Raw genomic sequence first — 22353 nt, forward strand, 5'->3', positions numbered from 1 at the left:
AGCCGACGGTGGGCGAGCGCGACCGGCTGCGGGACTACCACGGAAAGCGGGACTTCGGCCGGACCGCCGAGCCGCGCGGGCGACCGGCCCCGTCCGGCGGGGGACCCCGCTTCGTCGTGCAGATCCATGACGCGAGGACCCTGCACTTCGACTTCCGGCTCCAGGTGGACGACGTACTGAAGTCCTGGTCGGTCCCGAAGGGCCCCTCCGCCGACCCGAAGGACAAGCGGCTCGCCGTGCCCACCGAGGATCACCCGCTGGAGTACGAGGAGTTCGAGGGCGTGATCCCGCGGGGCGAGTACGGCGGCGGCACGGTCATCGTCTGGGACCACGGCACGTACGAGCCGCTGAGCCACGACCGGAAGGGCCGGCCCGTCGACTTCGGGGAGTCGCTGGAGCACGGGCACGCGACGTTCCGGCTGCACGGTGCGAAGCTGCACGGCACGTACGCCCTGACCCGGTTCCGGGGCGGCGACGACGAGTCCTGGCTGCTGGTGAGGAAGGCCGAGGGACGCGCCCAGGGGCATGGCACGCCGGATCCGCGCCGGGCCCGTTCCGTGCGCTCCGGCCGCACGCTCGCCCAGGTCGGCGCCGAACACCGGGAGGACTGAGCCGCTCGCGAGACCCAGTGCCTTTCGAGTGATCAGTGCCTCTCGACTGATCAGTCCGGAGTCAGTGTCTGCTCGGCCCAGATGGTCTTGCCGCTGCCGGTCTGCCGACTGCCCCAGCGCTGGGTGAGCTGCGCGACCAGGAGCAGTCCGCGGCCCCCTTCGTCGAAGGCGTGGGCGCGGCGCAGGTGCGGGGAGGTGGAACTGCCGTCGGAGACCTCGCAGATGAGGGTGCGGTCGCGGATCAGCCGTAGCTGGATGGGCGGTTCGCCGTAGCGGATCGCGTTGGTGACCAGTTCGCTGACGACGAGTTCGGTGACGAAGGCGGCCTCGTCCAGTCCCCACTCGGTGAGTTGCTCGGTGGCGGCCTGCCGGGTCGCGGCCACGTGGGCGGGGTCCGGTGTGACGTCCCAGGTGGCGACCTGGTCCGCGCCCAGTGCCCGGGTGCGGGCCAGCAGCAGGGCGACGTCGTCGCTGGGCTCCTCCGGCAGTACGGCCTTCAGCACGGTGTCGCACAGGGCGTCGAGGGTTTCGGTGCGGGCTGTCAGGGCGCGGCACAGTTCGTCGGTGGCGTGGTCGATGTCGCGGTCCCGGTCCTCGATGAGGCCGTCGGTGTAGAGGGCGACGACCGAGCCTTCGGGCAGTTCCACTTCGCTGGCTTCGAAGGGCAGGCCGCCGACGCCGAGCGGGGGGCCCGCGGACAGGGGGATGAGCTGTGCGGTGCCGTCGGGCAGGACCAGGGCCGGCGGGGGGTGACCGGCGGCGGCCATGGTGAGGCGGCGGGAGACGGGGTCGTAGACGGCGTAGAGGCAGGTGGCGCCCAGTTCCGCGGCCTCCTCGTCGGTGTCGTCGGACGCGAGGTGGGTGACCAGGTCGTCGAGGTGGGTGAGGAGTTCGTCGGGCGGCAGGTCGACGTCGGCGAGGGTGCGGACGGCGGTGCACAGACGTCCCATGGTCGCCGAGGAGGGGATGCCGTGGCCGACGACGTCGCCGACGACGAGGGCGACCCGGCTGCCGGAGAGCGGGATCACGTCGAACCAGTCGCCGCCGATGCCGGCGATCGACCCGGAGGGCAGATAGCGGTGGGCCACCTCGACCGCGGCCTGGCCGGGCAGGCCGCGGGGCAGCAGGCTGTGCTGGAGGGCCAGCGCCGTGGTGCGTTCGCGGGCGAAGCGGCGGGCGTTGTCGATGCAGACGGCGGCGCGGCTGGCGAGTTCCTCGGCGAGGACGGCGTCGTCGTCGCCGTAGTCGTCCACGTTGGCGATCCGCACGCCGACGGCGACGCCCAGCGTGGTGCCGCGGGCGCGCAGCGGCACCGCCATCATCGAGTGGGCCCCTCTGCGATGGGGGCGGCCCGCGGGGGCGCGCGCGTTGCGTTCGGCGACCCACCGCATGAAGTCCGGTTCGCCGGCCTGGCTGAGGACCGCCCGCCCCTGCCGCAGCGCCCGCGCGGGCGGCGAGTACGCGGGATAGACGTCCGCCCCGCCCAGGCGTACGGCGGCCTCCGGTGTGCCCTCGGTGGCGGAGCCGTGCGCGATGCGGCGCAGGACGAGGTCGCCGGTGAGCATCGTGGGCGGTTCGTCCGCCCCGAGGACCCACTCCAGGAGATCCACGCTGGCGAAGTCGGCGTAGCGCGGGACGAGGAGTTCCACCAGTTCCTCGGCGGTGCGCACCACGTCCAGGGTCGTGCCGATGGCGGCCGACGCCTCGTTCAGCAGCGCGAGGCGCTGCCGGGCCCAGTACTGGTCACTGCTGTCCAGCGCCGCCAGGGCGACTCCGGTGACCTCGCCGGAGGCGTCCCGCACGGGCCACATCTCGGTGGTCCAGGCATGCTCCCGGTTGAGGGCGGGCGCGCCGGTGAAGCTCTCGTAGCGGACCGGCCGGCCCGTCTCGGCGACCTGGCGCAGGTTGCTGTGGAAGCCCTGGCTGTGCTCGGCGTCCTCCACGCTCTCCGGGAAGTGCCTGCCGAGCAGGGCTTCCTCCGGCACGCCCATCACCCGGCAGGCCGTGTCGTTGAGGCGCAGATAGTGCTGCCGGGTGTCGAAGATCGACATGGACACGGACGCCTGCTGGAAAGCCTGCCCTGCGAGCGTCGCCTCGCCGGGCGGGTCGGCGGTGATCACGTAACCGTTCGCAGTGCCGTCGCCGCCGAGCACGGGGTGTGCCGTCAGGCGGAGCGGGACGAGGGAACCGTCCCGGTGTCTCAGTACGACGGTGCCGGTCAGGGCCGCCACGGCCCGGTCCGGGGGGTCCTCGGCGAGCAGCTCCCCTGCCGCGCGTCCCACGATCTCCTCGGCCGGGTATCCCGTCAGGCGCCGGGCACCGTCACTCCACCCCGTCACGATGCCTCGGGCATCGGTGGTCGCCGCAGCGGAGGCGTGCTCCATATCGTCCAGGATGGTCCCTTTGTGGCACCGCATCAACCGTGGTGCGGCCTTCGGGGTCCCGTCCGTGCGGCCTTCGGGGTCCCGTTCGTCAGGCGCGGTGGGCGCGGAGTGCGTCCAGGGCCCGGTCGGCGTGGGTGTTCATCCGCAGTTCGCTGCGGACGACCTCCAGGAGCGTCCGGTCCTCGGCTATGACGAGGGTGATCCGCTTGGTGGGTGCGAGGGAGAAGCCCCGCTTCACGCCGAACAGCTCCCGGACCGTCCCCTCGGGGTCGGACAGCAGGGGCATGCCGAGGTTGTGCTGGCCGGCGAACTCCTGCTGGCGTTCGACGGCGTCGCCGCTTATGCCGACGGGCCGGGCACCGACGGCGGCGAACTCGGCGGCCAGGTCGCGGAAGTGGCAGGCCTCCGCGGTGCAGCCGGGGGTGAGGGCGGCGGGGTAGAAGAACAGCACGACGGGACCGTCGGCGAGCAGGTCGGTCAGGCTGCGCGGCGTGCCGGTCTCGTCCGGCAGCGTGAAGTCCTCGATCTGGTCGCCGATCTCCAAACGCTTGCTCATGACCGGGCCTCCGCGCTCTGCGCGACGCTGCGGGCCCACAGGACGAGGGGCACCTGGAGCGGCAGCCGTCCGATGGCGGCGGCCTTCAAGGGGGCGGGGCGGTGTCGCCAGTCCACGGCCATCTTGATGTTGGCGGGGAACACGCCGACGAAGAACGCGGCGGTGGCCCGTGCGGCCGCCCGCCGGGTGCGCGGTGCGGCGATGCCGGCGGCCAGCGCCAGTTCGGCGACTCCGCTGGCGTACGTCCAGGTCCGGGGCGCGCCCGGCAGGCTGCTCGGAACGGTCGCGTCGAACGAGCGCGGCGCGGCGAAGTGGGCGGCACCCGCGGCGGCCAACAGGCCGGCGAGTAGCAGGGGCGAGCGTTCGGACCGTGACACGGTTTCTCCTCTGGTGACCTGCCGCGCGATATTACTGGACGGTAGAGGTGTGTGGGCCCGCCGCCCCCTGCTGTCTCTTCGAGGGCGACTCTCTTCGAGGGCGAGCCGGGATGGTCGCGCGCATCGCCGCGCCTTCGGACGGGGTGTCCTCGGGGACGGCGGCGATGCGGGGGACGGGCGCGCTCAGACGGTGCCGGCCGGTGCCGTGGGTTGCTGCTCGGCTTCGTCGTCGACGGCGTGCGACAGGAAGTCGTCGACCATGCGGTGGAAGAGCGTGGCGAGCTCGCGCAGATCCTCGGGCGCCCAGTCGGACAGCGCCAGCTGCATGCCGCGGGCGCCGGCCTCGCGGATGCGGTCGATGGCCTGCTGGCCGGTCTCGGTGAGCTGGATGCGCTGGGCGCGGCGGTCGTCGGGGTCGGGTACGCGGGTGACGTACCCGGACTTCTGCAGTTGCTGCACGGTGCGGGTGACGTGGGAGGCCTCCACGCCCAGCCGGGCGGCGAGCTCCCCGGGCCGCAGCGGCTCGGAGTCGGCGACCTGTCGCAGCAGGGCCACGGCGGCGCGGTCCAGGGGGACTTCGGCCAGGGCCATCAGCCGGTCGTGCTGCCGCGCACGGGTGCTCAGATAGGTGATGCGGGTGAGCGCCCGCTCGATCTCGATGACTTCCGGGGACGCGGGGACGTCGGGGAGCGATGATGTGGACATGGGCTCCACTTTATCATCTTGTTGCGTAACTCAAGTAATTTACTGCCTGAGTTTCGGATGAGTACTGCACCTGTACTACGTCTCACGGCTTGCGGCCGACACCGCCGAAGTCGTCGACCTCCGGAATGTCGGTTCCGGCTGCCGGTCCCGGGCGCCAGCGGGTGACCGAGACCACACCCGGTTCGAGCAGCTCCAGACCGTCGAAGAAGCGGGCGAGCTGCTCCGGGCTGCGGTTGACCCGCGGGTTGTCTCCCGCCTCGTTCCACTGCTCGATCATGGTGCGCATCGCCTCCGGATCGATGACCTCGGTGTCGTCGCAGAGCACGAGGTGGCTCCCGGACGGCAGTGCGTCCACCAGGCGGCCCACGACGTCGTACGCGGCGTCGTCGACGATGTGGGCCGTGATCCCCAGCAGCACGAGCGCGATCGGCTCGGCGAAGTCCAGCGTCTCCGCGGCCCGCCGCAGGATCGTCTGCGGGTCCCGGAGGTCGGCGTCGATGTAGGCCGTCGCGCCCTCGGGCGCGCTGGTGAGCAGGGCCTCGGCGTGGGCCAGCACGATGGGGTCGTTGTCGACGTAGACGATCCGGGTCTCGGGGGCGATCCGCTGCGCCACCTCATGGGTGTTGTCGGCGGTGGGCAGTCCGGTGCCGACGTCCAGGAACTGGCGTATGCCGGCCTCGCGGACGAGGTGCTCCACCGTGCGCACCAGGAACGCCCGCTGAGCCCGGGCGATGTCGAGGATCTGCCCATTGGCCGCGACGATCTGGTCGCCGACCTGCCGGTCGATCTCGTAGCAGTCCTTGCCGCCCAGCCAGTAGTTCCAGATCCGGGCGGAGTGCGGCACGCTGCTGTCGATGAGCGGGACGTCAAGTGGCATGGAAACTCCCCGAGTTGATCTGGTGTGCTGCCACCCCACCGCCTGGGAGGCGGGTCCGTCAAGCGCCGGAGGGAACACCGCCCACGAGACGTTCCCTACACCCGGTCCGCCTTGCGCTCCGCCCGCAGCAGCCACGCCAGATACGCGCCGCCGCCCACGCCCGTGACCACGCCGACCGGCAGCAGGGCGGAGCCGGTGACGCGCTGGGTGAGCAGATCGGCCGCGGACACCAGCAGGGCGCCCATCCACGCGGCCGGCAGGACGTTCGGTCCAGTCGGCGGGCCGCGGGCAGGGCTACCCATTCCTGTGTGCCGAAGGAGAGCCGGAAGCGCACGGGCAGCCGGGGCATACCGGCGATCGCCCGGGTGAGCCACTCCGCGTCCGGGCCTACTGGCCACCAGAACGAGCCCGACTGGACGAGGACACCGCCGAAGCGGTGCGGTGCCGCGACGGCGGCGTAGGCCGCGGTGAGCCCGCCGAGACTCTGTCCGGCGACCACGGTGTCCGCCGGGTCGTCGGTGAGCGGCAGGCGCGCGGCGGCCCACGGCAGCAACTCGTCCGCCAGGAAGGAGACGTACTCGGGGCGGCAGGCGAGCTCCGTCCACCGGGTGGCCTCGTCCACGGCCTCCGGCAGGACGGCGGCGACGGGCGGGATGCGGCCGTCGGCGATCAGGTTGTCGAGGAGGTGCGAGAGACCGAGCCGTGGCTGCCAGCGCTCACCGTCGAACATGACGAGGACCGGAAGCTTCGCCGACTCCCTCGGACCGACCGGCGGTTGGTACAGCCAGACGCGCCGACTGCCGCCGAGGTATCCGCTCGCGACATTGTGTTCGGTGACGGTTCCGCGGGCCGCACCGGGCCTCGGCTCCCAGTCCACCGCCGGTGCGGTGGCCGGGAGTTCGGCGTACGAGACGGGGGTGCGCTCCCAACGGTGGGGCAGGGACCGGCTGTTGAGCGGGTCGGTGCGCCGACGGGTGCGCAGCCACTGCCAGTACTCGGGGGTTCCCGGGGCCGCGGGGCCGTCGCCCTCGTCGACGTACACGTCGTAGGTACCGCGCCAGTCGTGGCGCAGGCGGAGCGTCCAGTGCCATACGTCCGTGCCGGGGACGTGCTCCATCAGGTTGCCCTCGGGATCGCGCGGGTCGCCCAGCTTGCTGGGCAGGACCTGGACGGCACGGGTGGCGGGGGTGCCGTGCCACAGGAACGTCACGGCCAGGTGGTCGGGGCTGCCGTGCGGGTCGGGGGCGACGAGCGGCGTCGGCGCACCTCGGCCCAGAACCTCTCGACGCCCTCCGGCGCGGGCAGCTCGCAGGCCGGCTCCGTGATCCTACCCACCCTTACTCAACCCGGGAGTTGGACTCACCATGACCACACCCACCCGCAACCGTCGCCGCGCCGCACTGAGCGCCGCCGTCGCCGTGGCACTCACCGCGGGCAGCACCCTGGCGCTCACCGCCACCGCGTCGGCCGCGCCGACCGCTACCACCGCCTCCACCGTCACCACTGCGCGCTGGTCAGAGGGCTGTACCAGTCGGCGTACTCGGAGCGGAACGACGCGCTCTGGGTCAGCGTCTCCGTGGGCCGGCCGCCGGTCACCACCTCCAGCCTGCTCAAGGTCGACCCGGACACGCTCCAGGTGGAGGCCACGTACACCCCGCCGGTCACCGACACGACCACCGGCGCCGTGGAGGCCGTCTACGGTGTCGCCGTCGACGACGAGCACAACACCGTGTGGACGACGAACACCCGCAACAACACCGTCGCCGTCTACAGCCAGCGCACCGGCGAGCACCTCGCCACGCTGCCGGGCGTGAACCACGCCCGCGACGTCCGCGTGGACGAGAAGCACAACACGGTGTGGGCGAGCGGCTTCGGCGACGGCACGCTCGTCGCGTACGACAGCCGTACCTTCAAGGAGAAGGAGCGGATCACCATCGAGGGCGCGGGACCGGCGGGCCTCGCCGTCAACGAGCGCACCGGCACGGTCTACGCCGCCGACCTGTCCAACGACCGGATCATCGAGGTCTCGCCCGGCTCCGAGACACCCCGGTTCGTCCCGGCCGGCGACGGCGCGATCGCGGTCGCCCTCTCCAAGAACGGCCGCACCGCGTACACCGCCGACCAGACGGCCGGCACGATGTCCGTGGTGGACCTGCGCACCGGCACCGTCACCAGGTCGGTGGCGACCGGTGCGGGCGCCCTGTCCGTGGCCGCGGACGACCGCTCCGGAGACGTCCTGATCGTCAACCGCACGGCCGCCAATGTCACCGTCGTCGACCCGCGCACGGGCACGGTCGAGGAGACCGTCCCCACCGGCGCCAACCCGAACCATGTGGAGTCGGTGGACGGCACCGCCTACGTGGTCGACAAGTCCGGCGCCGGCACGGCCGGCGAGGACCAGGTGACGCGGATCCGTATCGGCCGCTGACCGGGGTGGGATGCCGAAGGCCCGCCGGTCGCCGGCATCCCCCTGAGGCCTTCAGTGCCGACGTACCCAGGCGCTCTGGCCTCCGTCGACCACCAGGTCGGTGCCCGTGACGTACCGCGCCTCCGGCCCCGCGAGGAACGCCACCACGTCGGCGATCTCCGCGGGGGTCGCGGCGCGGCCGGCACCGCAGTCGTCGAGCATCTTCCGCAGGTGCTCCCCGTACACCGAGTCGGCCTCGGCCGTCGTCATCGCCGTGACGACGGCGCCCGGGCTGACCGAGTTCACCCGGGCGCCGCGAGGTTCCAGGCGAGCGCGGCGGCCTGGACCCGTACCTGGACGGCCCGGTTGGAGACGATGTACGCGGGCACGGCGTCGTCCCCGGCCGCGGCGACGACGTCCAGGTCGAGGAGTTCCTCGGCCGGTGTCGTCGCCAGGGCGGACTCGTCCTCCTCGGACAGGGTGGCGTAGTGGCCGGCGACGCCCGCGATGCACACCAGGGACGTGCCCCGGGTGGCGACGGCCTCGAAGCAGTCGATCACATGGGCGGTGCCGACCATGTTGACCTCGAAGTTGGTCCGCGCGGAGGCGATCGCGGCGCAGACGCCCGCGGTGTGCACGACGGCCGCCAGCGGCCCTTCACCGGCGGCGGTCTCGGCGAGCTTCCGTACCGACGCGCGGTCGCACACATCGATCACCATGCCCTGCGCCTCGTACCCTTCGGCGCGCAAGGTGGCGACGCTCCGGTCGAGTTGGCCGCGCGAGGCGTCGGCGAGGAAGAGGGTGCGGCCGCTGCCGAGCCGGCGCGCGACCGCCGTTCCGATGCCTCCGGCCCCGGTGACGACCACCACCTCGCGGCGTACGTCGTACGGAAGACCCACCATGGGACAACCTCCTTGTTGTCAGGCCCCGGTTGCCGGGACCTCCGTTCTCACGGTCTCGCTCCAGGCCGCGCCCGCGGCGATCGCCTGCCGCCACAGCCGCATCGCCTTGGGCGGCATGCCGACCGCGAGGGCGCCGCTCACCCGGTCCCCGGTGCGGTACACGACGACGAACCGGCGCTCGGCCAGGTCTCCGTCCACCACGGCCACCTCGTCGTGGCCCCGCAGGAAGCCGTACGCCTGGACCTTCATGTCGTACTGGTCGGACCAGAAGTACGGCACCGGCGCGAACGGCTTGCGCGCCTGGGGGTTGAGGAGGTTGCGGGCGGCGGCCATGCCCTGTTCGGCGGCGTTGGTGCGGTGCTCGATCCGCATCGAGGTGCCGAACAGCGGGTTGTACCAGCGGGCGACGTCACCGGCCGCGTACACGTTGCGCGCGGCCTCGCAGAACTCGTCGCACACCACGCCGTCGCCCATGGCCAGTCCGCTGCCGTCGAGCCACTCGGTGTTGGGCAGCGAACCGACGGCGACGAGCACCTCGTCGGCGTCGATCACCTCGCCGTCCGCGAGCCGTACGCCGTCCTCGGTCACCTCGGTGACGGTGACACCGCAGCGCAGGTCCACGCCCCGGTCCACGTGGGCCCGGGACAGCACCTGGCCGACCTCCGTGCCGACGGCGTGGGCCAACGGCACGGGGGCGGGTTCGAGGAGGGTGACGTGGGCGCCCAGGCGCCAGGCCACGGCGGCGGCCTCCGCGCCGAGGAAACCGGCACCCACGACGACCAGACGCCGCCCCGGCGTGAGCCGTTCCCGCAGCATCAGGGCGTCGTCGAGGGTGCGCAGTACGTGCGCGCCCTCGCCGGGCAGCCGGCGCGGCCGGACGCCGGTGGCCACGATCAGCCCGTCGTACGGCACGTCACTGCCGTCGGCCAACCGCACCGTCCGGTCGGCGAGTTCGAGGCCGGTCGCGGCCACACCCAGCCGCAGGTCGAGGCCGAGCCCGGCCAGGTCGTCCGGGGTGCGCAGGGCCAGCCGGTCCGGCTCCCACTCCGCGGCCAGCAGTTGCTTGGACAGCGGCGGGCGGTCGTACGGCATCCACGGTTCGTCGCCGACGAGGGTGAGCGTGCCGTCGTAGCCCTCGCGGCGCAGCGTCTCGACCGCCGCGAGCCCGGCGGCCGAGGCGCCGACGACGACGATCCGCCTCACTGCTCGACCAGTCGGATGGCGGCGGCCGGACAGATCGCCACGGCCTCGCGCACGTCGTCGAGGGAGTCCGCCTGGGGTTTCTCGTCCAGCAGGAAGGCGATGCCGTCCTCGTCCCGCTGGTCGAAGACCTCAGGGGCGGCCATCACGCACTGCCCCGACGCGACGCACTTGGGCTCGTCCAGTTCCACTCGCATGATCGGTACCTCGTTCGTTTTTTTCTGTGGGGGGGTGACGGTCGGCGGTGGTTTCACCAGGTGACGGGCAGTTCGTAGACGCCGTAGACCGAGCCGTCGTGCTTGAAGGGCAGTCCGTCGACCTCGGCCGCCAGGCGCAGGGTCGGGATGCGGCGGTAGAGGGTGCTGTAGACGACCTGGAGCTCCATGCGGGCGAGCGGCTGGCCGAGGCACTGGTGGACGCCGAAGCCGAAGGCGACGTGACGGCGGGCGTCGCGGGTGATGTCCAGCCGGTCCGGGTCGGCGAAGGCCTCCGGGTCGCGGTTGGCGATGTCGTTGGGCATGATGACGCCCTCGCCGGCCCGGATCACCTGTCCGGCGATCTCGATGTCCTCCAGGACCGCCCGACGCCGTCCGCCGTGCACGATGCTCAGGTAGCGCAGCAGTTCCTCCACTGCCGACCCGATGAGCTTGGGGTCGTCGGTGTCGCGCAACAGGGCGAACTGGTCGGGGTGTTCGAGGAGCGCGAGCGTGCCGAGGGCGATCATGTTGGCGGTGGTCTCGTGACCGGCCAGAAGCAGCAGCACACCCATCTGGGCGACGTCCTGCCGGGACAGCTCACCCGACTCGACCCTCCCCACGAGCCCGGAGAGCAGGTCGTCACCGGGATGGGCCATCTTCTCGCCCATCAGCTCGTCCAGGTAGCCGAGCAGCCTGCCGTGGGCGGCCATCCGGTCCTCCATGGCCGCGTCCCGCGTGATGAGGGTCTTGCTGTTCTCCTGGAAGAAGTCGTGGTCCTCGTACGGCACTCCGAGCAGCCGGCAGATGACCAGCGAGGGCACCGGCAGGGCGAACGCCTGCACCAGGTCGACGGGGCCGCCGACGGTGAGCATGTCGTCGATGAGGTCGTCCACGATCTTCTGCACGCCGGGCCGCAGCGCCTCGACGCGTTTCACCGCGAACGGGGCCGTCACCATGCGGCGCAGGCGGGCGTGCTCCGGGTCGTCCATGAGGATGAAGCTGATGTTGTTCTTGCCGTTGCTGGGGGCCTGGAGCGGATATCCGGGTCTGGTGATGTCGGCGCTGACCCGGGGGTCGAGGAGCAGGGCGCGCTGATCCTCGTAGCGGGTGACCAGCCAGGGCGTGCTGCCGTCCCATAGACGGACCTTGACGAGCCGGCCCTCGTCCTGCTGGGCCTGGAGGGCCGGGGGCGGGTCGAAGGGGCAGCCCGCCGCCCTCGCCATCGGGAACTCGGGGACGGGTGCGGCCGTTTCGGGCGCGGGGCCGGTCAGGGTGTCGGCCATGGCTCTCCTCGGTGTGGGGGGCTCCGTTCGACGGGCGGAGCGCCGGGGTGAAGTGGTCGAGGACATCGATGAGCACATGCAAACAGAGGGGGCTGACGCCTTCCCGCCAGTCTCCTGACAGAAGGCTGACGTGACCCAGATCACATCGCACACGAGCCATGCAACTCCCTTACGAAATAAGGGAGTTGTAGAGATTCTCGCCGCGTGGCGGCCTCAGGCCTCGGCGTCGGCACGCCCCAGCCAGTAGCCGAACCCCCGGCGCGTGTGAATCAGCACGGGAGCCTCACGATCCACCTTGCGCCGCAGCCGGGAGACAAGCTGCTCGATGGCGTTGTCACCGCGATGGTCGCCCCAGACGTACCGGCCGATCTGCTCCTTGGACAGCACCCGGTGCGCGTTGACCAGGAGATGGCGCAGCAGGCGGTACTCGGCGGGCGTGAGGTCGACCGTCCGCGTACCGCGGCGCGCCTCGCACAGCGTGTCGTCCAGCACCAGGTCGCGATAGCCGAGCGCGCCGTCCCGCGGCCGGCCCGGCCGCACACCCCGCAGCAGGACCTGGACACGGGCCAGGACCTCCGGCATACGGAAGGGCTTGGTGACGTAGTCCCGCTCACCGAGGCCCAGTTCGGGAATCAGCCGGTCCAGGGCGTCGTACGCGGTCAGCAGGAGCACCGGCGGGCGATGGGCCAGGACCGGACGGTCCCGGCCGATGCTTTCCACGTCCGGCAGACCGGCGTCGAGGACCACGAGGTCGTACCGTCCCTCGCCGAGCCTGGCCAGCGCCTCGGTTCCGGTGTCGGCCAGGCTGATCCGGTATCCCGCCAGTTCCAGGGTGGTGGAGAGCAGTTCGGCGACGTCCGGCTCACCGACGACGACCAAGAGGTGCTGACCGGCCCCGCGGGCGAGCGCCGGCTTCTCACGGGTGCTGCCGTACATGCGCCTCACCCTACCGCCCTGCTTGCCTGACTCAATTAATTTCAGGCCAGTTCACAGCAAGGCCCCGCAGCGGTCAGGAACCCGACGTGACCGGCGCCAGCCACATGCCGACGACCGCGTCGACGAGGCCGGTGGCGGCGTCGTGCCAGTTGGACCGGGGCGTGCGGGCACCCTCGGCGAGGGCCCGCTCCCGTTCGGCGGACATGTGCAGGATCAGATGACGGACCATGTCCCCGCGTTCGGCGCGGACCTCGGCCGGCAGCTCGGGCAGACACCGCTCGAGCCCGTCGAGGATCTGCCGCAGGGACGGCGAGGACAGGGACTCCTCCACCATGATCGGCCGGAGCGCCGGGTCGGTCATCACCTGGGCGCAGAACCGGGCGTACCAGGTGGGGCTGCCGAGCGCCCCGAGGTGCTCGGGAACCGGGCGCACCAGACAGCCCACCCAGTCGCGTACGTCCGTGGAGTCGCCGGTCGCGGCCAGCAGCCGGGTGCGGATCTCCTCGACGGGCGCCGCGTGCTTGCGGATGATCGCCCGCACCAGGTCGGCCTTGGTGCCGAAGTGGTAGCCGACCGCCGCGTTGTTGCCCTGACCGGCGGCCTCACTGACCTGACGGTTGGACACCGCGTACACACCCCGCTCGGCGAACAGCCGCTCCGCCGCGCTCAGGATCAGCTCCCGTGTCGCGCCGACCTGTTCGGCCCGTACCGTCCCGCCCGCCATGACCACCCTCACCTCCGCACCGGGACTTCCCGCGTCACCGCGGTGACCAGTCCCTCGAGCCGCCGCGGGTCCACCGCCTGAGCAGCGGTTCCAGGACCGAAGCCTACGCAGGCAAGCGGAGCCCTTAAAGTAAGTCAAGCGGCTGACTTATTTCTTGCCGAGACCTTTCACGATGCCTACGGAGGCTCCGCATGTCCGACGCCCTCGCCAGACCCGCCGACGCGGGCAGCGACGCCCCGCCAAGGTCGAACGCCGTGGTGGCGGTGCTGGCCTTCGCCGGAATCGTCGTCTCGCTGATGCAGACCCTGGTCATCCCGATCGTGCCGGACCTGCCCCGGCTCCTGGACGCCCCCGCCTCCGACACCGCCTGGGCGGTCACCGCGACCCTGCTGGCCGCGGCGGTCGCCACCCCGGTGGTCGGCCGGCTCGGGGACATGTTCGGCAAGCGCCGGATGCTGCTGGTCAGCATCGTGCTGCTGGTGACCGGCTCGGTGGTCTGCGCGCTCAGCGACGCCCTGGTGCCGATGATCGTCGGCCGGGCGCTGCAGGGGCTGGCCTCCGGTGTCGTGCCGCTGGGCATCAGCATCATGCGGGACGAGCTGCCCGCCGAGCGGCTGGCCGGGTCGACGGCGCTGATGAGTGCCTCCCTCGGGGTGGGCGGCGCCCTGGGTCTGCCCACGGCCGCGCTGATCGCCGACAACTTCGACTGGCATGTGCTGTTCTGGGCCTCCGCCGCGATGGGCGTGATCGCCTTCGCCCTCGTCGTGTCGTTCGTACCGGAGTCGAAGGTGCGCACCGGCGGCCGCTTCGACCTGGTCGGCGCCCTCGGCATGGCGACGGGCCTGGTGTGCCTGCTGCTGGCGATCTCCAAGGGCGCCGACTGGGGCTGGACCAGCGGCACCACGCTCGGCCTGTTCGCCGCCTCGGTGCTCGTACTGCTCGCCTGGGGCGTCTTCGAACTGCGCACCCCGCAGCCGCTGGTGGATCTGCGCACCACGGCCCGCCGTCAGGTGCTGGTGACGAACCTCGCCTCGATCGCGATCGGCTTCTCCATGTTCGCGATGTCCCTGGTGCTGCCGCAGCTGCTCCAGCTGCCCGAGCAGACCGGCTACGGCCTGGGCAGGTCCCTGACCGCCGGCCTGGTGATGGCTCCCTCCGGGCTGGTGATGATGGCGACCGCCCCGGTCTCCGCCGCGGTGTCCAAGGCCAAGGGGCCGAAGGTGACGCTGATGATCGGTGCGGTGATCGTGGCGTGCGGGTACGGCCTGAACATCGTGCTGATGTCCGAGGTGTGGCACCTGGTGATGGTCTCCTGCGTGATCGGTGCCGGTATCGGCTTCACGTACGGCTCGATGCCCGCCCTGATCATGGGCGCGGTGCCCGCGAGCGAGACGGCCGCGGCGAACAGCCTCAACACCCTGATGCGGTCCATCGGTACGTCGGTGGCGAGCGCCATCGCGGGCGTCATCCTCTCGCAGATGACCATCAGCCTCGGCGGCTACGCCCTGCCGTCCGAGAGCGGCTTCAAGACCGTCATGGCCATCGGCGCGGGCGCCGCGCTCCTCGCCTTCGCGATCGCCTCGTTCATCCCCGGCCGGCGGCCCGAGGTCACGGCCGTGTCGGCGCCCGCGTCCGCGGAGCCGGCGGCGGGCGCGCCCTCGGTGAAGTGAGGGCGCGCGACTGATCCCGGCCGGGTGGGCTATCCCCGGGTGCGCAGCAGGCTCACGCCCGCGCCGAGCGAGACGACGCCCATGCCGACGCTGGTCATGACGCCCTGGTCGCCGTCGACGACGAAGGGAGCGGCGGCGACCGCGAGGTTGAACAGGAACAGGAACCAGAGCACGGGCCTGGACGACAGCATCGGCTTCATCGGGGGTTTCCTTCCGGGCGGTGAACGCGCTCGGTGGGTATCGCGTGACCTTGCGCCGTCCACGATTCCGTCGCATGCCGCCCGACTCGATGGAGTGCGCTACCGGACCGGTGGTGTAGCCCTCTGCACCACCGGCCGTGCCCTCCTGCCCGAGGATGATGCGCAGGCCGCCCGTACTGCGTTCTCAGTAGCCCGGTTGTCGGCAGACGAACGACGACACGGCGGCCCGGTACCGGAAGGCTGTGGAGGTGGCCGAGACCAGCCGGGGAGACCTCCGTTCCATGGCCGTACTTCTGTGTCGACCGGGCCGAGCGGCCTTCCGCCGACGCCTGCCCGCCGTCCCGCTGTGGGTCGTGGTGCCGGCCGGTGTCGCCGTCGGGGCCGGCCCGAGCGGGGGCGCGATCCTCACGCCGACCGTCTCGGCTCCCACGCACCCGGTCGAACGGGAGGCCTCTCTCGCCTGACGCCTCCCTCCCCGAGAGGGTCGTCCGTGTCACAGGGCACGGGCGACCCTCGCCCGTCGTTGCCGCCGGCATCGCCCACCATGTCTCCAGGACACCGACCGGAGAACCCGATGAGCTTCCCTCTGCAGCGCTACGCCGACGACCACGTCCGTACGGTCGACACGATGACGGCCGCGCTGCTGTTCGCCGCCTTCCTGTTCGGCAGCGAGATCAGCGTGCCGGGCACCCGACGGCCGGACGCCATGGGGGCCACGATCGCCCTGGCGGCCGTCTCCGCGTCCGCGCTGCTCTGGCAGCACAGCCTCCCCCGCGCCGCCGTCGCCGTGACCGCGCTGGGCGCGGCCGGTGCCGCCACGCTCGGCCATCTGCTCACGCCGCTGCTGCTGGGCCCGCTCATGCTGGCGCTCTACCGGCTGGCCGTCGCCTCCGACCGCAGGACGGCACGCCTCTCCTTTCTGGCGGCCCTCGCCCTGCTGGTGGCGGCGGCCCTGTTCCTCGACCCCCTCGACCATCCCTGGCAGCTCGACACGCTCAGCCCCGCCGCCTGCCTCCTGCTCCCGGTCGCGGCCGGCAACGCGACCCGGCTGCGCGGCGCCTACCTGGAGGCCGTGCAGGCCCGCGCCGAGTACGCCGAGCGCAGCCGGGAGGAGGAGGCGCGGCACCGGGTCGCCGAGGAACGCATGCGGATCGCCCGTGAGCTGCACGACGTGGTGGCGCACCATCTGGCGCTGGCCAACGCGCAGGCGGGAACCGCGGCGCACCTGTCGCACACGCATCCCGCGCAGGCCCGGCGGATCCTCACCGACCTCACCGGTACGACGTCCTCGGCGCTGCGCGAGATGAAGGCCACCGTGAGTCTGCTGCGCCAGGCGGACGACCCCCACGCACCGCTGGCACCCAGCCCGGGACTCGGCCAACTCGCCGAGCTGACGGACGGGTTCGGGTCCGCCGGTCTCGCCGTCCACGTCAGCACCGAGGGCAGGCCCAGGCCCTTGTCGCCCGGCGTGGACCTGACGGCGTACCGGATCGTGCAGGAGGCGCTGACCAACGTCGCCAAGCACGCCTCGGCCGAGGCGGCCCGGGTACGACTGTGCTACGGCGAGGACCAGCTCACGATCACCGTCACCGACGACGGCACCGGCCGGGCCACCGCCGGAGCACCCGAGCCCGGCCACGGCTTCGGCCTGATCGGCATGCGCGAACGCGCCCGTGCGGTCGGCGGCGCCCTCCAGGCCGGCCACCGGCAGGGCGGCGGCTTCGAGGTCACCACCCGCCTCCCCCTGCACCCCACCGCTCCGCACCACCAAGAACGGACCCCATGACCATCCGTGTGCTGCTCGCCGACGACCAGGCCCTGCTGCGGGCCACCTTCCGCATCCTGATCGACTCCTGTGAGGACATGGAGGTGGTCGCCGAGGCCACCGACGGCGCCGAGGCGGTCGACCTCGCCCGGATCCACCGCCCCGACGTCGTCCTGATGGACATCCGCATGCCCGGCACCGACGGCCTGACCGCCACCTCCGTGGTCTGCTCGGACCCGGACCTGGCCGGTACCCGGGTGCTGATCCTCACCACGTTCGAGATCGACGAGTATGTGGCGCAGGCGCTGCGGGCCGGGGCGAGCGGCTTCCTCGGCAAGGACGTCACCGCAGAGGCACTGCTCGACGGCGTCCGGACGGTGGCCGCCGGTGACTCCCTCCTCTCCCCCGGCGCCACCCGCACCGTGATCAGCCGTTTCCTGGCCGCTCCGGGGCTCGGGATCCGGCTGGCGGCGTCCGAGGACCTCGGCGCCCTGACCACCCGTGAGCGCGAGGTGATGGCGTGGGTGGCGGAGGGGCACTCCAACGAGGAGATCGCCGGGAAGCTCTTCGTCAGCCCGCTGACCGTACGCACCCATGTGCACCGTGCGATGACCAAGCTGGGTGCCCGCGACCGCGCCCAACTCGTCGTGATGGCCTACCAGTCGGGCCTGGTGCAGGCCCTGCCGCCGACCACCGACCGCTGAGCCGGGGGCGACGCCCGTTCAGGGGAAACCCGCCCGGAGGGCGCGTGGCGGTGGGCGGGCCGGTCGACAACTGACCCGTGAGCCTCCCGCTGATCCCTCCCATGCTCGCCACGCCCGGCACCCTGCCGCCCGCCGCGCAGGACGCGCGGTGGGCGTACGAGACCAAGCAGGACGGCCAGCGGGTGGTGGTCTATCTCGCCGGGGACGGCAGCGTGGTGCTGCGCGCCCGGTCCGGGGAGGTCGTCACCGTCGCCTACCCCGAGCTGCTGCCGCTGGGCCACGCGCTCGGCACCACCCCGGCCGTGCTGGACGGGGAGGTCCTGGCGCTGGACGAAGAGGGCCGCGGCGACTTCCAGTTGCTCCAGTCCCGGATGGGGCTGGTGCAGGCACCCGGCAGGGCGGCGCGCCGGGCGGCGGAGGTCCCCGTCCATCTCGTGCTGTTCGACGTGATGCACCTGGCAGGGCGCTCCCTCGTCGCTCTCCGCTACGCCCGGCGGCGCACTCTGCTGGAGGAGCTGGGTCTGGCCGGTCCCCACTGGTCGACTCCGGCCGCGCTCGTCGGCCACGGCGAACAGGCGCTGCGGGCCACCCTTGGGCACGGTCTGGAGGGTCTGGTCTGCAAGCGGCTGGACTCGGCGTACGAGCCGGGTGTCCGCTCCCGTGCCTGGATCAAGATCCGCAACATGCGCAGCGAGGACGTCGTCGTGGGCGGCTGGCTGCCCGGCAAGGGACGGCTCACCGGCCTGCCCGGTGCCGTCCTGGTCGGCCAGCGTGCCGCCGGGCGACTGCGGTACGTCGGCGGTGTGGGCACCGGCTGGAGCGAGGCGGAGCGGGAGCAACTCGCCGCGCTGCTGCGGACCGCCGCGACGGACGTGTGCCCCTTCGACCCGGTGCCGCGGGTGCCGGGTGCGCACTGGGTGCTGCCACGGCTGGTCGGCGAGGTCCGCTACAGCACGCGTACCCGGGCCGGGATGCTGCGCCAGCCGTCCTGGCTGCGGCTGCGGCCGGACCTCGCGCCCGAGGAGTCGGCGGCCGATCTGCCGGACGACCTCATCTGAACACCTCACCTGAACAGTTCATCTGACACCTCGTCAGAACCCGACTGTTGGGGCGGCCGTTACCAGAGAGTCGCCCGCGCCATCTTGGCGCGGACATGAAAAGCGGCCAAGCTGAACTGCCCTAACCCCCCACAGCCGTTGGGCTGCGCCCGGACCAGAGGAGGACGCAGTGTCGTCACCGTCGTTCAAGGCACACCGCAGGAGATGGACCACCGTCCTGGGCGGTGCCGCCGCTCTCGTCATCGCCTTCCCCACCGCCGCCTTCGCGGCCCCGCCGACGGCGTTGCCCGGCAACGCCGAAGCCGCCGAGAAGACGTTCCAGCCGGCCTTCGACTACGACACGGACGGCTGCTACCCCACTCCCGCCATCGGCCCCGACGGCACGGTCAACGGCGGGCTCAACCCGACCGGCGCCCTCAACGGCAACTGCCGCGACGCCTCGGACCTCGACAACACCAACAGCTACTCGCGCTACAAGTGCAACAACGGCTGGTGCGCCTACATGTACGGCCTGTACTTCGAGAAGGACCAGGCCGTCGCCGGCAGCAGCCTCGGCGGCCACCGCCACGACTTCGAGCACGTCGTGGTGTGGGTGCAGAACAACCAGGTCCAGTACGTCTCGACCTCCAACCACGGTTCGTTCACGGTGACCGCGGCGTCCGGGGTCCGCTTCGACGGCACGCACGCCAAGATCGTCTACCACAAGGACGGCGTCAGCACGCACTGCTTCCGGCTGGCGAACTCCAATGACGAGCCGCCGGAGAACCACAAGGGCACCTGGCAGTACCCGCCCCTGGTCGGCTGGAACGGCTACCCGACGGGCGTGCGCGACAAGTTGAGCGCGTACGACTTCGGCAGCGCCAACTTCGGCCTCAAGGACGGCAACTTCACCGCCCACCTGTCGTCGGCCAAGCCGTCGGGGATCGCCTTCGACCCGGCTGCCTGAGCCCGCGCACCACGGTTCGGGCCCGGGACGTAGGACCCGCGGCACCCGCGGCCTACGTCCCGCGCCCGATCCACACGCGGCATCGCGCGGCATAGCGTCCAGCGCATGAACACGAGCGACACAAGCGACACAAGCGGGCGGCTCGAAGAAGCGCTGGAGCGCCTGCACACCTCGGGCCCGGAGCGCCTGGGCCGGCTCACCAACCACGCCCCCATGGTCGTCGAGGCGCTCGCCACGCACGGGCAGGCCGGCGCCGTGCACCGCTGGCTGGACCTCTACCGCGGAAAGCTGGAGGCCTTCCCCGACCGGGTGGCCCCCGTCATCGACGACAACTGGCCCTCGGCGCTCGGCGATCCACGCCGGGCCGCCGACTGGATCGCCTACTTCACGCACGCGCTCGCCGAACACCCGTGGAAGGACGTCCTCGCCGTGTGGTGGCCGCGCCTGCTGCCCGGCATCTACGGCGGCTCCACGCACCCGGTCATCCGCGTCGGCCACGCCGTGCGTGCCCTCCAGGCCGAGGAGAACACGCCCCGCCGCACCGAACTCGCCCACGGCCTGGGCTACTGGGCGGCCCGCCACCACCCGGCCTCCGGCATCACCCCGCTGCCCGGTGCGCCCTCCGCCGCGCGGTCGCTCGACGCCGTGCCCGCGATCGACTCGGCCGAGGGCGGATTCCCGGCCCGGCTCGCCGCCGTACGCCGGCTGCCCGGCTGGGCGGACGACGTGACCGACCCGGACACGGCCGGGGAACGGCTCGCCGAACTCGTCCGTGCCGCGACGCACCGCTACGCCACCCACGGCCACGGCGAGGAGACCATGCTCGTGCACGCGGCGACGGCCCCCAACGCCGTGCTGCGCGCCCTGGGTTCGCTGCCCCGTGAGATGTGGGTGGCGAGTCTGCGCGCGGCCTGGACGGCATCGGCGGCGGTGACCGCGATGTACGCGCCCGCGGAACCGGTCGCGTACGCGCCGCCCGCCCGACTGACGGCCGAGGAGGTCCTGGAGCGGGCCCTCGCCCACGGTGACGAGCATGTCATCAAGCTCACCGACACGGCACTGGACGTCGGCGACGAACGGGCGTTCGCCGCCGCGCTCCGCTCGGTCGAACTCAGCGCGCCGCTGTCCTGAACGGCGGCCGGACAACGCCGTGGACGCGCGCGGATCCGGCCGCCGCTGCTGCTGCGCGACCTGCGCCCGGCTGCCGCGGTCTCGGCGTCGGCGGGCTCCTGACGGATGCGGTGGTCGCCGAGGCGCGACAGCCCGCGGGGCGTGCATGAGTCGGGCGGTACGGCACGGAGAGAGAGCCGGGAGGGTCTATCGTGGCCACATGTCGGTGCCCGAACTGATCCGTATCGTCTCCCGCGACTCGCCCATGGCGCTCGCCCAAGTGGAGCGTGTCCGCGCCGAGTTGGCGGCCCTGTATCCCGGGGTGCGCACCGCGGTCGTGCCGGTGAAGACGACCGGTGACAAGTGGATGGGGGATCTGTCCCAGGTCGAGGGCAAGGGGGCGTTCACCAAGGAGGTGGATGCCGCGCTGCTGGCCGGTGAGGCGGATCTCGCGGTGCACTGCGTCAAGGACGTGCCTGCCGACCGGCCGCTCCCGGCGGGCACCACGTTCGCCGCGTTCCTGAAGCGGGACGACATCCGCGACGCCCTCGTGCACCCCGGCGGCCTCACCCTGGACGAGCTCCCGGCGGGCACGCGGATCGGCACCTCGTCGGTACGCCGGGTCGCGCAGCTGGCCGCCACCCACCCGGAGCTGGAGTGCGTGCCGTTCCGCGGCAACGCCAACCGGCGGCTGGCGAAGCTGGCGGCCGGGGAGGCGGACGCGCTGCTGCTCGCGGTGTCCGGACTGGAGCGGATCGACCGGCGGGACGTGATCAGCGAGGTCCTCTCCCCCGAGACGATGATGCCGCCGATCGGCGCGGGCATCCTCGCCCTGCAGTGCCGGGAGGGCGACACCGAGCTCATCGACGCGGTCAGCGGGCTCGGCGATCCGGACACGCATCGCGAGGCGACCGCCGAGCGCATGTTCCTGCACGTCCTGCAGGGGCACTGCAACAGCCCGATCGCCGGGTACGCGCGCGTGGACCGCGGCGGCGAGCTGTCCCTGCGGGCGTGTGTGTTCACGCCGGACGGCAAGACGCGGCTGAACGCCCACGAGTGGGCGGGCCGCCTCGACCCGGCGACGCTCGGCACCTCGGTCGCCGTGGCGCTGCTGCGTCAGGGCGCCCGCGAGATCATCGACGGGATTCCGCACTGAGCGGCGAGGGCCCGCGTCAGGCGGTGCCCTCTTCGGCCTGGTCCCGCAGGAAGTTGCTCACCTGGCAGGCGAGGCCGTCACGCACCGCGCCGGTGCCGACGGCTCCCTCCTTCAGTCCGATGCCGCCCGCCCACAGCCGGCGCTCGGCCCACTCGTCGTCGGCCCGCAGCTGCACCTGGACATCCACCTGGCTCAGGGACGCCTCCGGACCGGCCGCGTACAGCACGGCGGTCGCCCGGCGCAGCGGGTAGACATCGAAGCCCTCGATGAACTGCGAGTTGCGCCAGTCGATGAAGGCGCTCTCCCCGTCGGGGCCGATGCGCACGTCGATCTGGCCGTCCTCCAGGTGCACGGTGGCGTGCCGGCTGCCGCGGTTCTCGACGGTCACGCGAACCCGGAAATACGTCAGCCCTTCGGCGGCGTCGTCCCGCCCACGCGGCGGCTCGGCCGCTTCCAGGCGGTGGACGCGGACACGCAGACCGGCATGCTCGTCGTACTCCTGCCAGTCCCCGACCACATTCGGCTCGTACACAATCCACCTCTCGACCTCAGAGAGCTGCTTCTTATCTGTGTGCTCAGCGCACT

Annotated in this window: 23 protein-coding genes and 2 pseudogenes; 10 read left to right on the forward strand and 15 right to left on the reverse strand. The window is 72.2% G+C overall.

Annotation, left to right across the window (positions count from 1 at the left end; all coding sequences use genetic code 11):
* The first annotated feature begins 8 nt into the window (after positions 1-8).
* Positions 9-611, forward strand: coding sequence for a DNA polymerase ligase N-terminal domain-containing protein (locus tag AC5P09_RS14995; protein ID WP_493874364.1), 603 nt, complete (start codon positions 9-11; stop codon positions 609-611).
* A gap of 50 nt (positions 612-661) precedes the next feature.
* Here the strand turns inward: AC5P09_RS14995 and AC5P09_RS15000 are convergent, their stop codons facing one another.
* From AC5P09_RS15000 to AC5P09_RS15025, 6 genes and pseudogenes are all read right to left on the reverse strand, one after another.
* On the reverse strand, positions 662-2995 hold the full coding sequence (locus AC5P09_RS15000) for a SpoIIE family protein phosphatase (protein ID WP_493874365.1): 2334 nt from the start codon (positions 2993-2995) through the stop codon (positions 662-664).
* 88 nt (positions 2996-3083) lie between these two features.
* Positions 3084-3551, reverse strand: coding sequence for a peroxiredoxin (locus tag AC5P09_RS15005; protein ID WP_493874366.1), 468 nt, complete (start codon positions 3549-3551; stop codon positions 3084-3086).
* Positions 3548-3928 carry a DoxX family protein gene (locus AC5P09_RS15010; RefSeq protein ID WP_493874367.1) on the reverse strand — a complete coding sequence of 127 codons (381 nt, stop codon included), beginning with the start codon at positions 3926-3928 and terminating at the stop codon, positions 3548-3550. The genes AC5P09_RS15005 and AC5P09_RS15010 overlap by 4 nt, the downstream gene beginning before the upstream one ends.
* Positions 3929-4111: 183 nt before the next feature.
* Positions 4112-4633 (reverse strand): MarR family winged helix-turn-helix transcriptional regulator, encoded by a 522-nt coding sequence (locus AC5P09_RS15015; protein ID WP_493874368.1) that lies wholly within the window; start codon positions 4631-4633, stop codon positions 4112-4114.
* Between the two features lie 82 nt (positions 4634-4715).
* Entirely contained in the window at positions 4716-5510 is a 795-nt protein-coding gene (locus AC5P09_RS15020) for an SAM-dependent methyltransferase (RefSeq protein ID WP_493874369.1), read from the reverse strand.
* Positions 5511-5772: 262 nt separating this feature from the next.
* Positions 5773-6845: pseudogene (locus AC5P09_RS15025) on the reverse strand (enterochelin esterase domain-containing protein); the annotation flags it as partial.
* A gap of 29 nt (positions 6846-6874) precedes the next feature.
* On the opposite strand from AC5P09_RS15025, the pseudogene AC5P09_RS15030 reads away from it, so the two are divergent.
* Positions 6875-7938 (forward strand): annotated as a pseudogene (locus AC5P09_RS15030) (YncE family protein).
* Positions 7939-7989: 51 nt separating this feature from the next.
* Here AC5P09_RS15030 and AC5P09_RS15035 read toward each other — a convergent pair.
* The 7 genes from AC5P09_RS15035 to AC5P09_RS15065 form a co-directional block, all read right to left on the reverse strand.
* Positions 7990-8223 (reverse strand): SDR family oxidoreductase, encoded by a 234-nt coding sequence (locus AC5P09_RS15035; RefSeq protein WP_493874370.1) that lies wholly within the window; start codon positions 8221-8223, stop codon positions 7990-7992.
* The gene (locus AC5P09_RS15040; protein ID WP_493874371.1) at positions 8220-8819 is read right to left on the reverse strand and encodes an SDR family NAD(P)-dependent oxidoreductase; all 600 of its coding nucleotides are present in this window, start codon (positions 8817-8819) and stop codon (positions 8220-8222) included. Before AC5P09_RS15040 ends, AC5P09_RS15035 begins: the two co-directional genes overlap by 4 nt.
* A gap of 18 nt (positions 8820-8837) precedes the next feature.
* Entirely contained in the window at positions 8838-10022 is a 1185-nt protein-coding gene (locus AC5P09_RS15045; RefSeq protein ID WP_493874372.1) for an NAD(P)/FAD-dependent oxidoreductase, read from the reverse strand.
* The gene (locus tag AC5P09_RS15050) at positions 10019-10216 is read right to left on the reverse strand and encodes a ferredoxin (protein WP_493874373.1); all 198 of its coding nucleotides are present in this window, start codon (positions 10214-10216) and stop codon (positions 10019-10021) included. Before AC5P09_RS15050 ends, AC5P09_RS15045 begins: the two co-directional genes overlap by 4 nt.
* Positions 10217-10269: 53 nt before the next feature.
* Positions 10270-11499, reverse strand: coding sequence for a cytochrome P450 (locus AC5P09_RS15055; RefSeq protein WP_493874374.1), 1230 nt, complete (start codon positions 11497-11499; stop codon positions 10270-10272).
* A 213-nt stretch (positions 11500-11712) separates the two neighbouring features.
* Entirely contained in the window at positions 11713-12435 is a 723-nt protein-coding gene (locus AC5P09_RS15060) for a response regulator transcription factor (protein WP_493874375.1), read from the reverse strand.
* Positions 12436-12508: 73 nt separating this feature from the next.
* The gene (locus AC5P09_RS15065; protein ID WP_493874376.1) at positions 12509-13159 is read right to left on the reverse strand and encodes a TetR/AcrR family transcriptional regulator; all 651 of its coding nucleotides are present in this window, start codon (positions 13157-13159) and stop codon (positions 12509-12511) included.
* A 191-nt stretch (positions 13160-13350) separates the two neighbouring features.
* Between AC5P09_RS15065 and AC5P09_RS15070 the strand changes: the two genes are divergently transcribed.
* On the forward strand, positions 13351-14829 hold the full coding sequence (locus AC5P09_RS15070) for an MFS transporter (RefSeq protein ID WP_493874377.1): 1479 nt from the start codon (positions 13351-13353) through the stop codon (positions 14827-14829).
* Positions 14830-14858: 29 nt separating this feature from the next.
* Here AC5P09_RS15070 and AC5P09_RS15075 read toward each other — a convergent pair whose 3' ends face one another.
* On the reverse strand, positions 14859-15029 hold the full coding sequence (locus AC5P09_RS15075; protein ID WP_493874378.1) for a hypothetical protein: 171 nt from the start codon (positions 15027-15029) through the stop codon (positions 14859-14861).
* A 281-nt stretch (positions 15030-15310) separates the two neighbouring features.
* Between AC5P09_RS15075 and AC5P09_RS15080 the strand changes: the two genes are divergently transcribed.
* From AC5P09_RS15080 to hemC, 7 genes are all read left to right on the forward strand, one after another.
* Positions 15311-15493, forward strand: a complete 183-nt coding sequence (locus AC5P09_RS15080; RefSeq protein WP_493874379.1) for a hypothetical protein — start codon at positions 15311-15313, stop codon at positions 15491-15493.
* Between the two features lie 110 nt (positions 15494-15603).
* A complete protein-coding gene (locus AC5P09_RS15085) occupies positions 15604-16815 on the forward strand; it encodes a sensor histidine kinase (protein ID WP_493874380.1) in 1212 nt (403 codons plus the stop codon).
* Positions 16812-17498: a response regulator transcription factor gene (locus AC5P09_RS15090; protein ID WP_493874381.1), complete on the forward strand. Its 687-nt coding sequence runs from the start codon at positions 16812-16814 to the stop codon at positions 17496-17498. The genes AC5P09_RS15085 and AC5P09_RS15090 overlap by 4 nt, the downstream gene beginning before the upstream one ends.
* Positions 17499-17575: 77 nt before the next feature.
* Entirely contained in the window at positions 17576-18556 is a 981-nt protein-coding gene (locus AC5P09_RS15095) for an ATP-dependent DNA ligase (protein ID WP_493874382.1), read from the forward strand.
* Between the two features lie 169 nt (positions 18557-18725).
* A complete protein-coding gene (locus AC5P09_RS15100; protein WP_493874383.1) occupies positions 18726-19502 on the forward strand; it encodes an NPP1 family protein in 777 nt (258 codons plus the stop codon).
* A 105-nt stretch (positions 19503-19607) separates the two neighbouring features.
* The gene (locus AC5P09_RS15105) at positions 19608-20633 is read left to right on the forward strand and encodes a questin oxidase family protein (protein WP_493874384.1); all 1026 of its coding nucleotides are present in this window, start codon (positions 19608-19610) and stop codon (positions 20631-20633) included.
* A 199-nt stretch (positions 20634-20832) separates the two neighbouring features.
* Positions 20833-21768 (forward strand): hydroxymethylbilane synthase, encoded by a 936-nt coding sequence (gene hemC, locus AC5P09_RS15110; protein ID WP_345564685.1) that lies wholly within the window; start codon positions 20833-20835, stop codon positions 21766-21768.
* 16 nt (positions 21769-21784) lie between these two features.
* On the opposite strand, the gene AC5P09_RS15115 is transcribed toward hemC, so the two are convergent.
* Positions 21785-22300 (reverse strand): hypothetical protein, encoded by a 516-nt coding sequence (locus AC5P09_RS15115; RefSeq protein WP_266446050.1) that lies wholly within the window; start codon positions 22298-22300, stop codon positions 21785-21787.
* Positions 22301-22353 lie beyond the last annotated feature (53 nt).

It is taken from the genome of Streptomyces sp. a15 (assembly GCF_059026085.1).

What these genes read in the sequence shown, in the direction of transcription:
- AC5P09_RS15005 (WP_493874366.1), bottom strand. Translation starts at nt 3,551, where the DNA reads ATGAGCAAGCGTTTGGAGATCGGCGACCAGATCGAGGACTTCACGCTG.
- AC5P09_RS15000 (WP_493874365.1), bottom strand. Translation starts at nt 2,995, where the DNA reads ATGGAGCACGCCTCCGCTGCGGCGACCACCGATGCCCGAGGCATCGTG.
- AC5P09_RS15040 (WP_493874371.1), bottom strand. Translation starts at nt 8,819, where the DNA reads ATGGTGGGTCTTCCGTACGACGTACGCCGCGAGGTGGTGGTCGTCACC.
- AC5P09_RS15020 (WP_493874369.1), bottom strand. Translation starts at nt 5,510, where the DNA reads ATGCCACTTGACGTCCCGCTCATCGACAGCAGCGTGCCGCACTCCGCC.
- AC5P09_RS15080 (WP_493874379.1), top strand. Translation starts at nt 15,311, where the DNA reads ATGGCCGTACTTCTGTGTCGACCGGGCCGAGCGGCCTTCCGCCGACGC.
- AC5P09_RS15065 (WP_493874376.1), bottom strand. Translation starts at nt 13,159, where the DNA reads ATGGCGGGCGGGACGGTACGGGCCGAACAGGTCGGCGCGACACGGGAG.
- AC5P09_RS15075 (WP_493874378.1), bottom strand. Translation starts at nt 15,029, where the DNA reads ATGAAGCCGATGCTGTCGTCCAGGCCCGTGCTCTGGTTCCTGTTCCTG.
- AC5P09_RS15105 (WP_493874384.1), top strand. Translation starts at nt 19,608, where the DNA reads ATGAACACGAGCGACACAAGCGACACAAGCGGGCGGCTCGAAGAAGCG.
- AC5P09_RS15090 (WP_493874381.1), top strand. Translation starts at nt 16,812, where the DNA reads ATGACCATCCGTGTGCTGCTCGCCGACGACCAGGCCCTGCTGCGGGCC.
- AC5P09_RS15085 (WP_493874380.1), top strand. Translation starts at nt 15,604, where the DNA reads ATGAGCTTCCCTCTGCAGCGCTACGCCGACGACCACGTCCGTACGGTC.
- AC5P09_RS15055 (WP_493874374.1), bottom strand. Translation starts at nt 11,499, where the DNA reads ATGGCCGACACCCTGACCGGCCCCGCGCCCGAAACGGCCGCACCCGTC.
- AC5P09_RS15050 (WP_493874373.1), bottom strand. Translation starts at nt 10,216, where the DNA reads ATGCGAGTGGAACTGGACGAGCCCAAGTGCGTCGCGTCGGGGCAGTGC.
- AC5P09_RS15070 (WP_493874377.1), top strand. Translation starts at nt 13,351, where the DNA reads ATGTCCGACGCCCTCGCCAGACCCGCCGACGCGGGCAGCGACGCCCCG.
- hemC (WP_345564685.1), top strand. Translation starts at nt 20,833, where the DNA reads ATGTCGGTGCCCGAACTGATCCGTATCGTCTCCCGCGACTCGCCCATG.
- AC5P09_RS15060 (WP_493874375.1), bottom strand. Translation starts at nt 12,435, where the DNA reads ATGTACGGCAGCACCCGTGAGAAGCCGGCGCTCGCCCGCGGGGCCGGT.
- AC5P09_RS15015 (WP_493874368.1), bottom strand. Translation starts at nt 4,633, where the DNA reads ATGTCCACATCATCGCTCCCCGACGTCCCCGCGTCCCCGGAAGTCATC.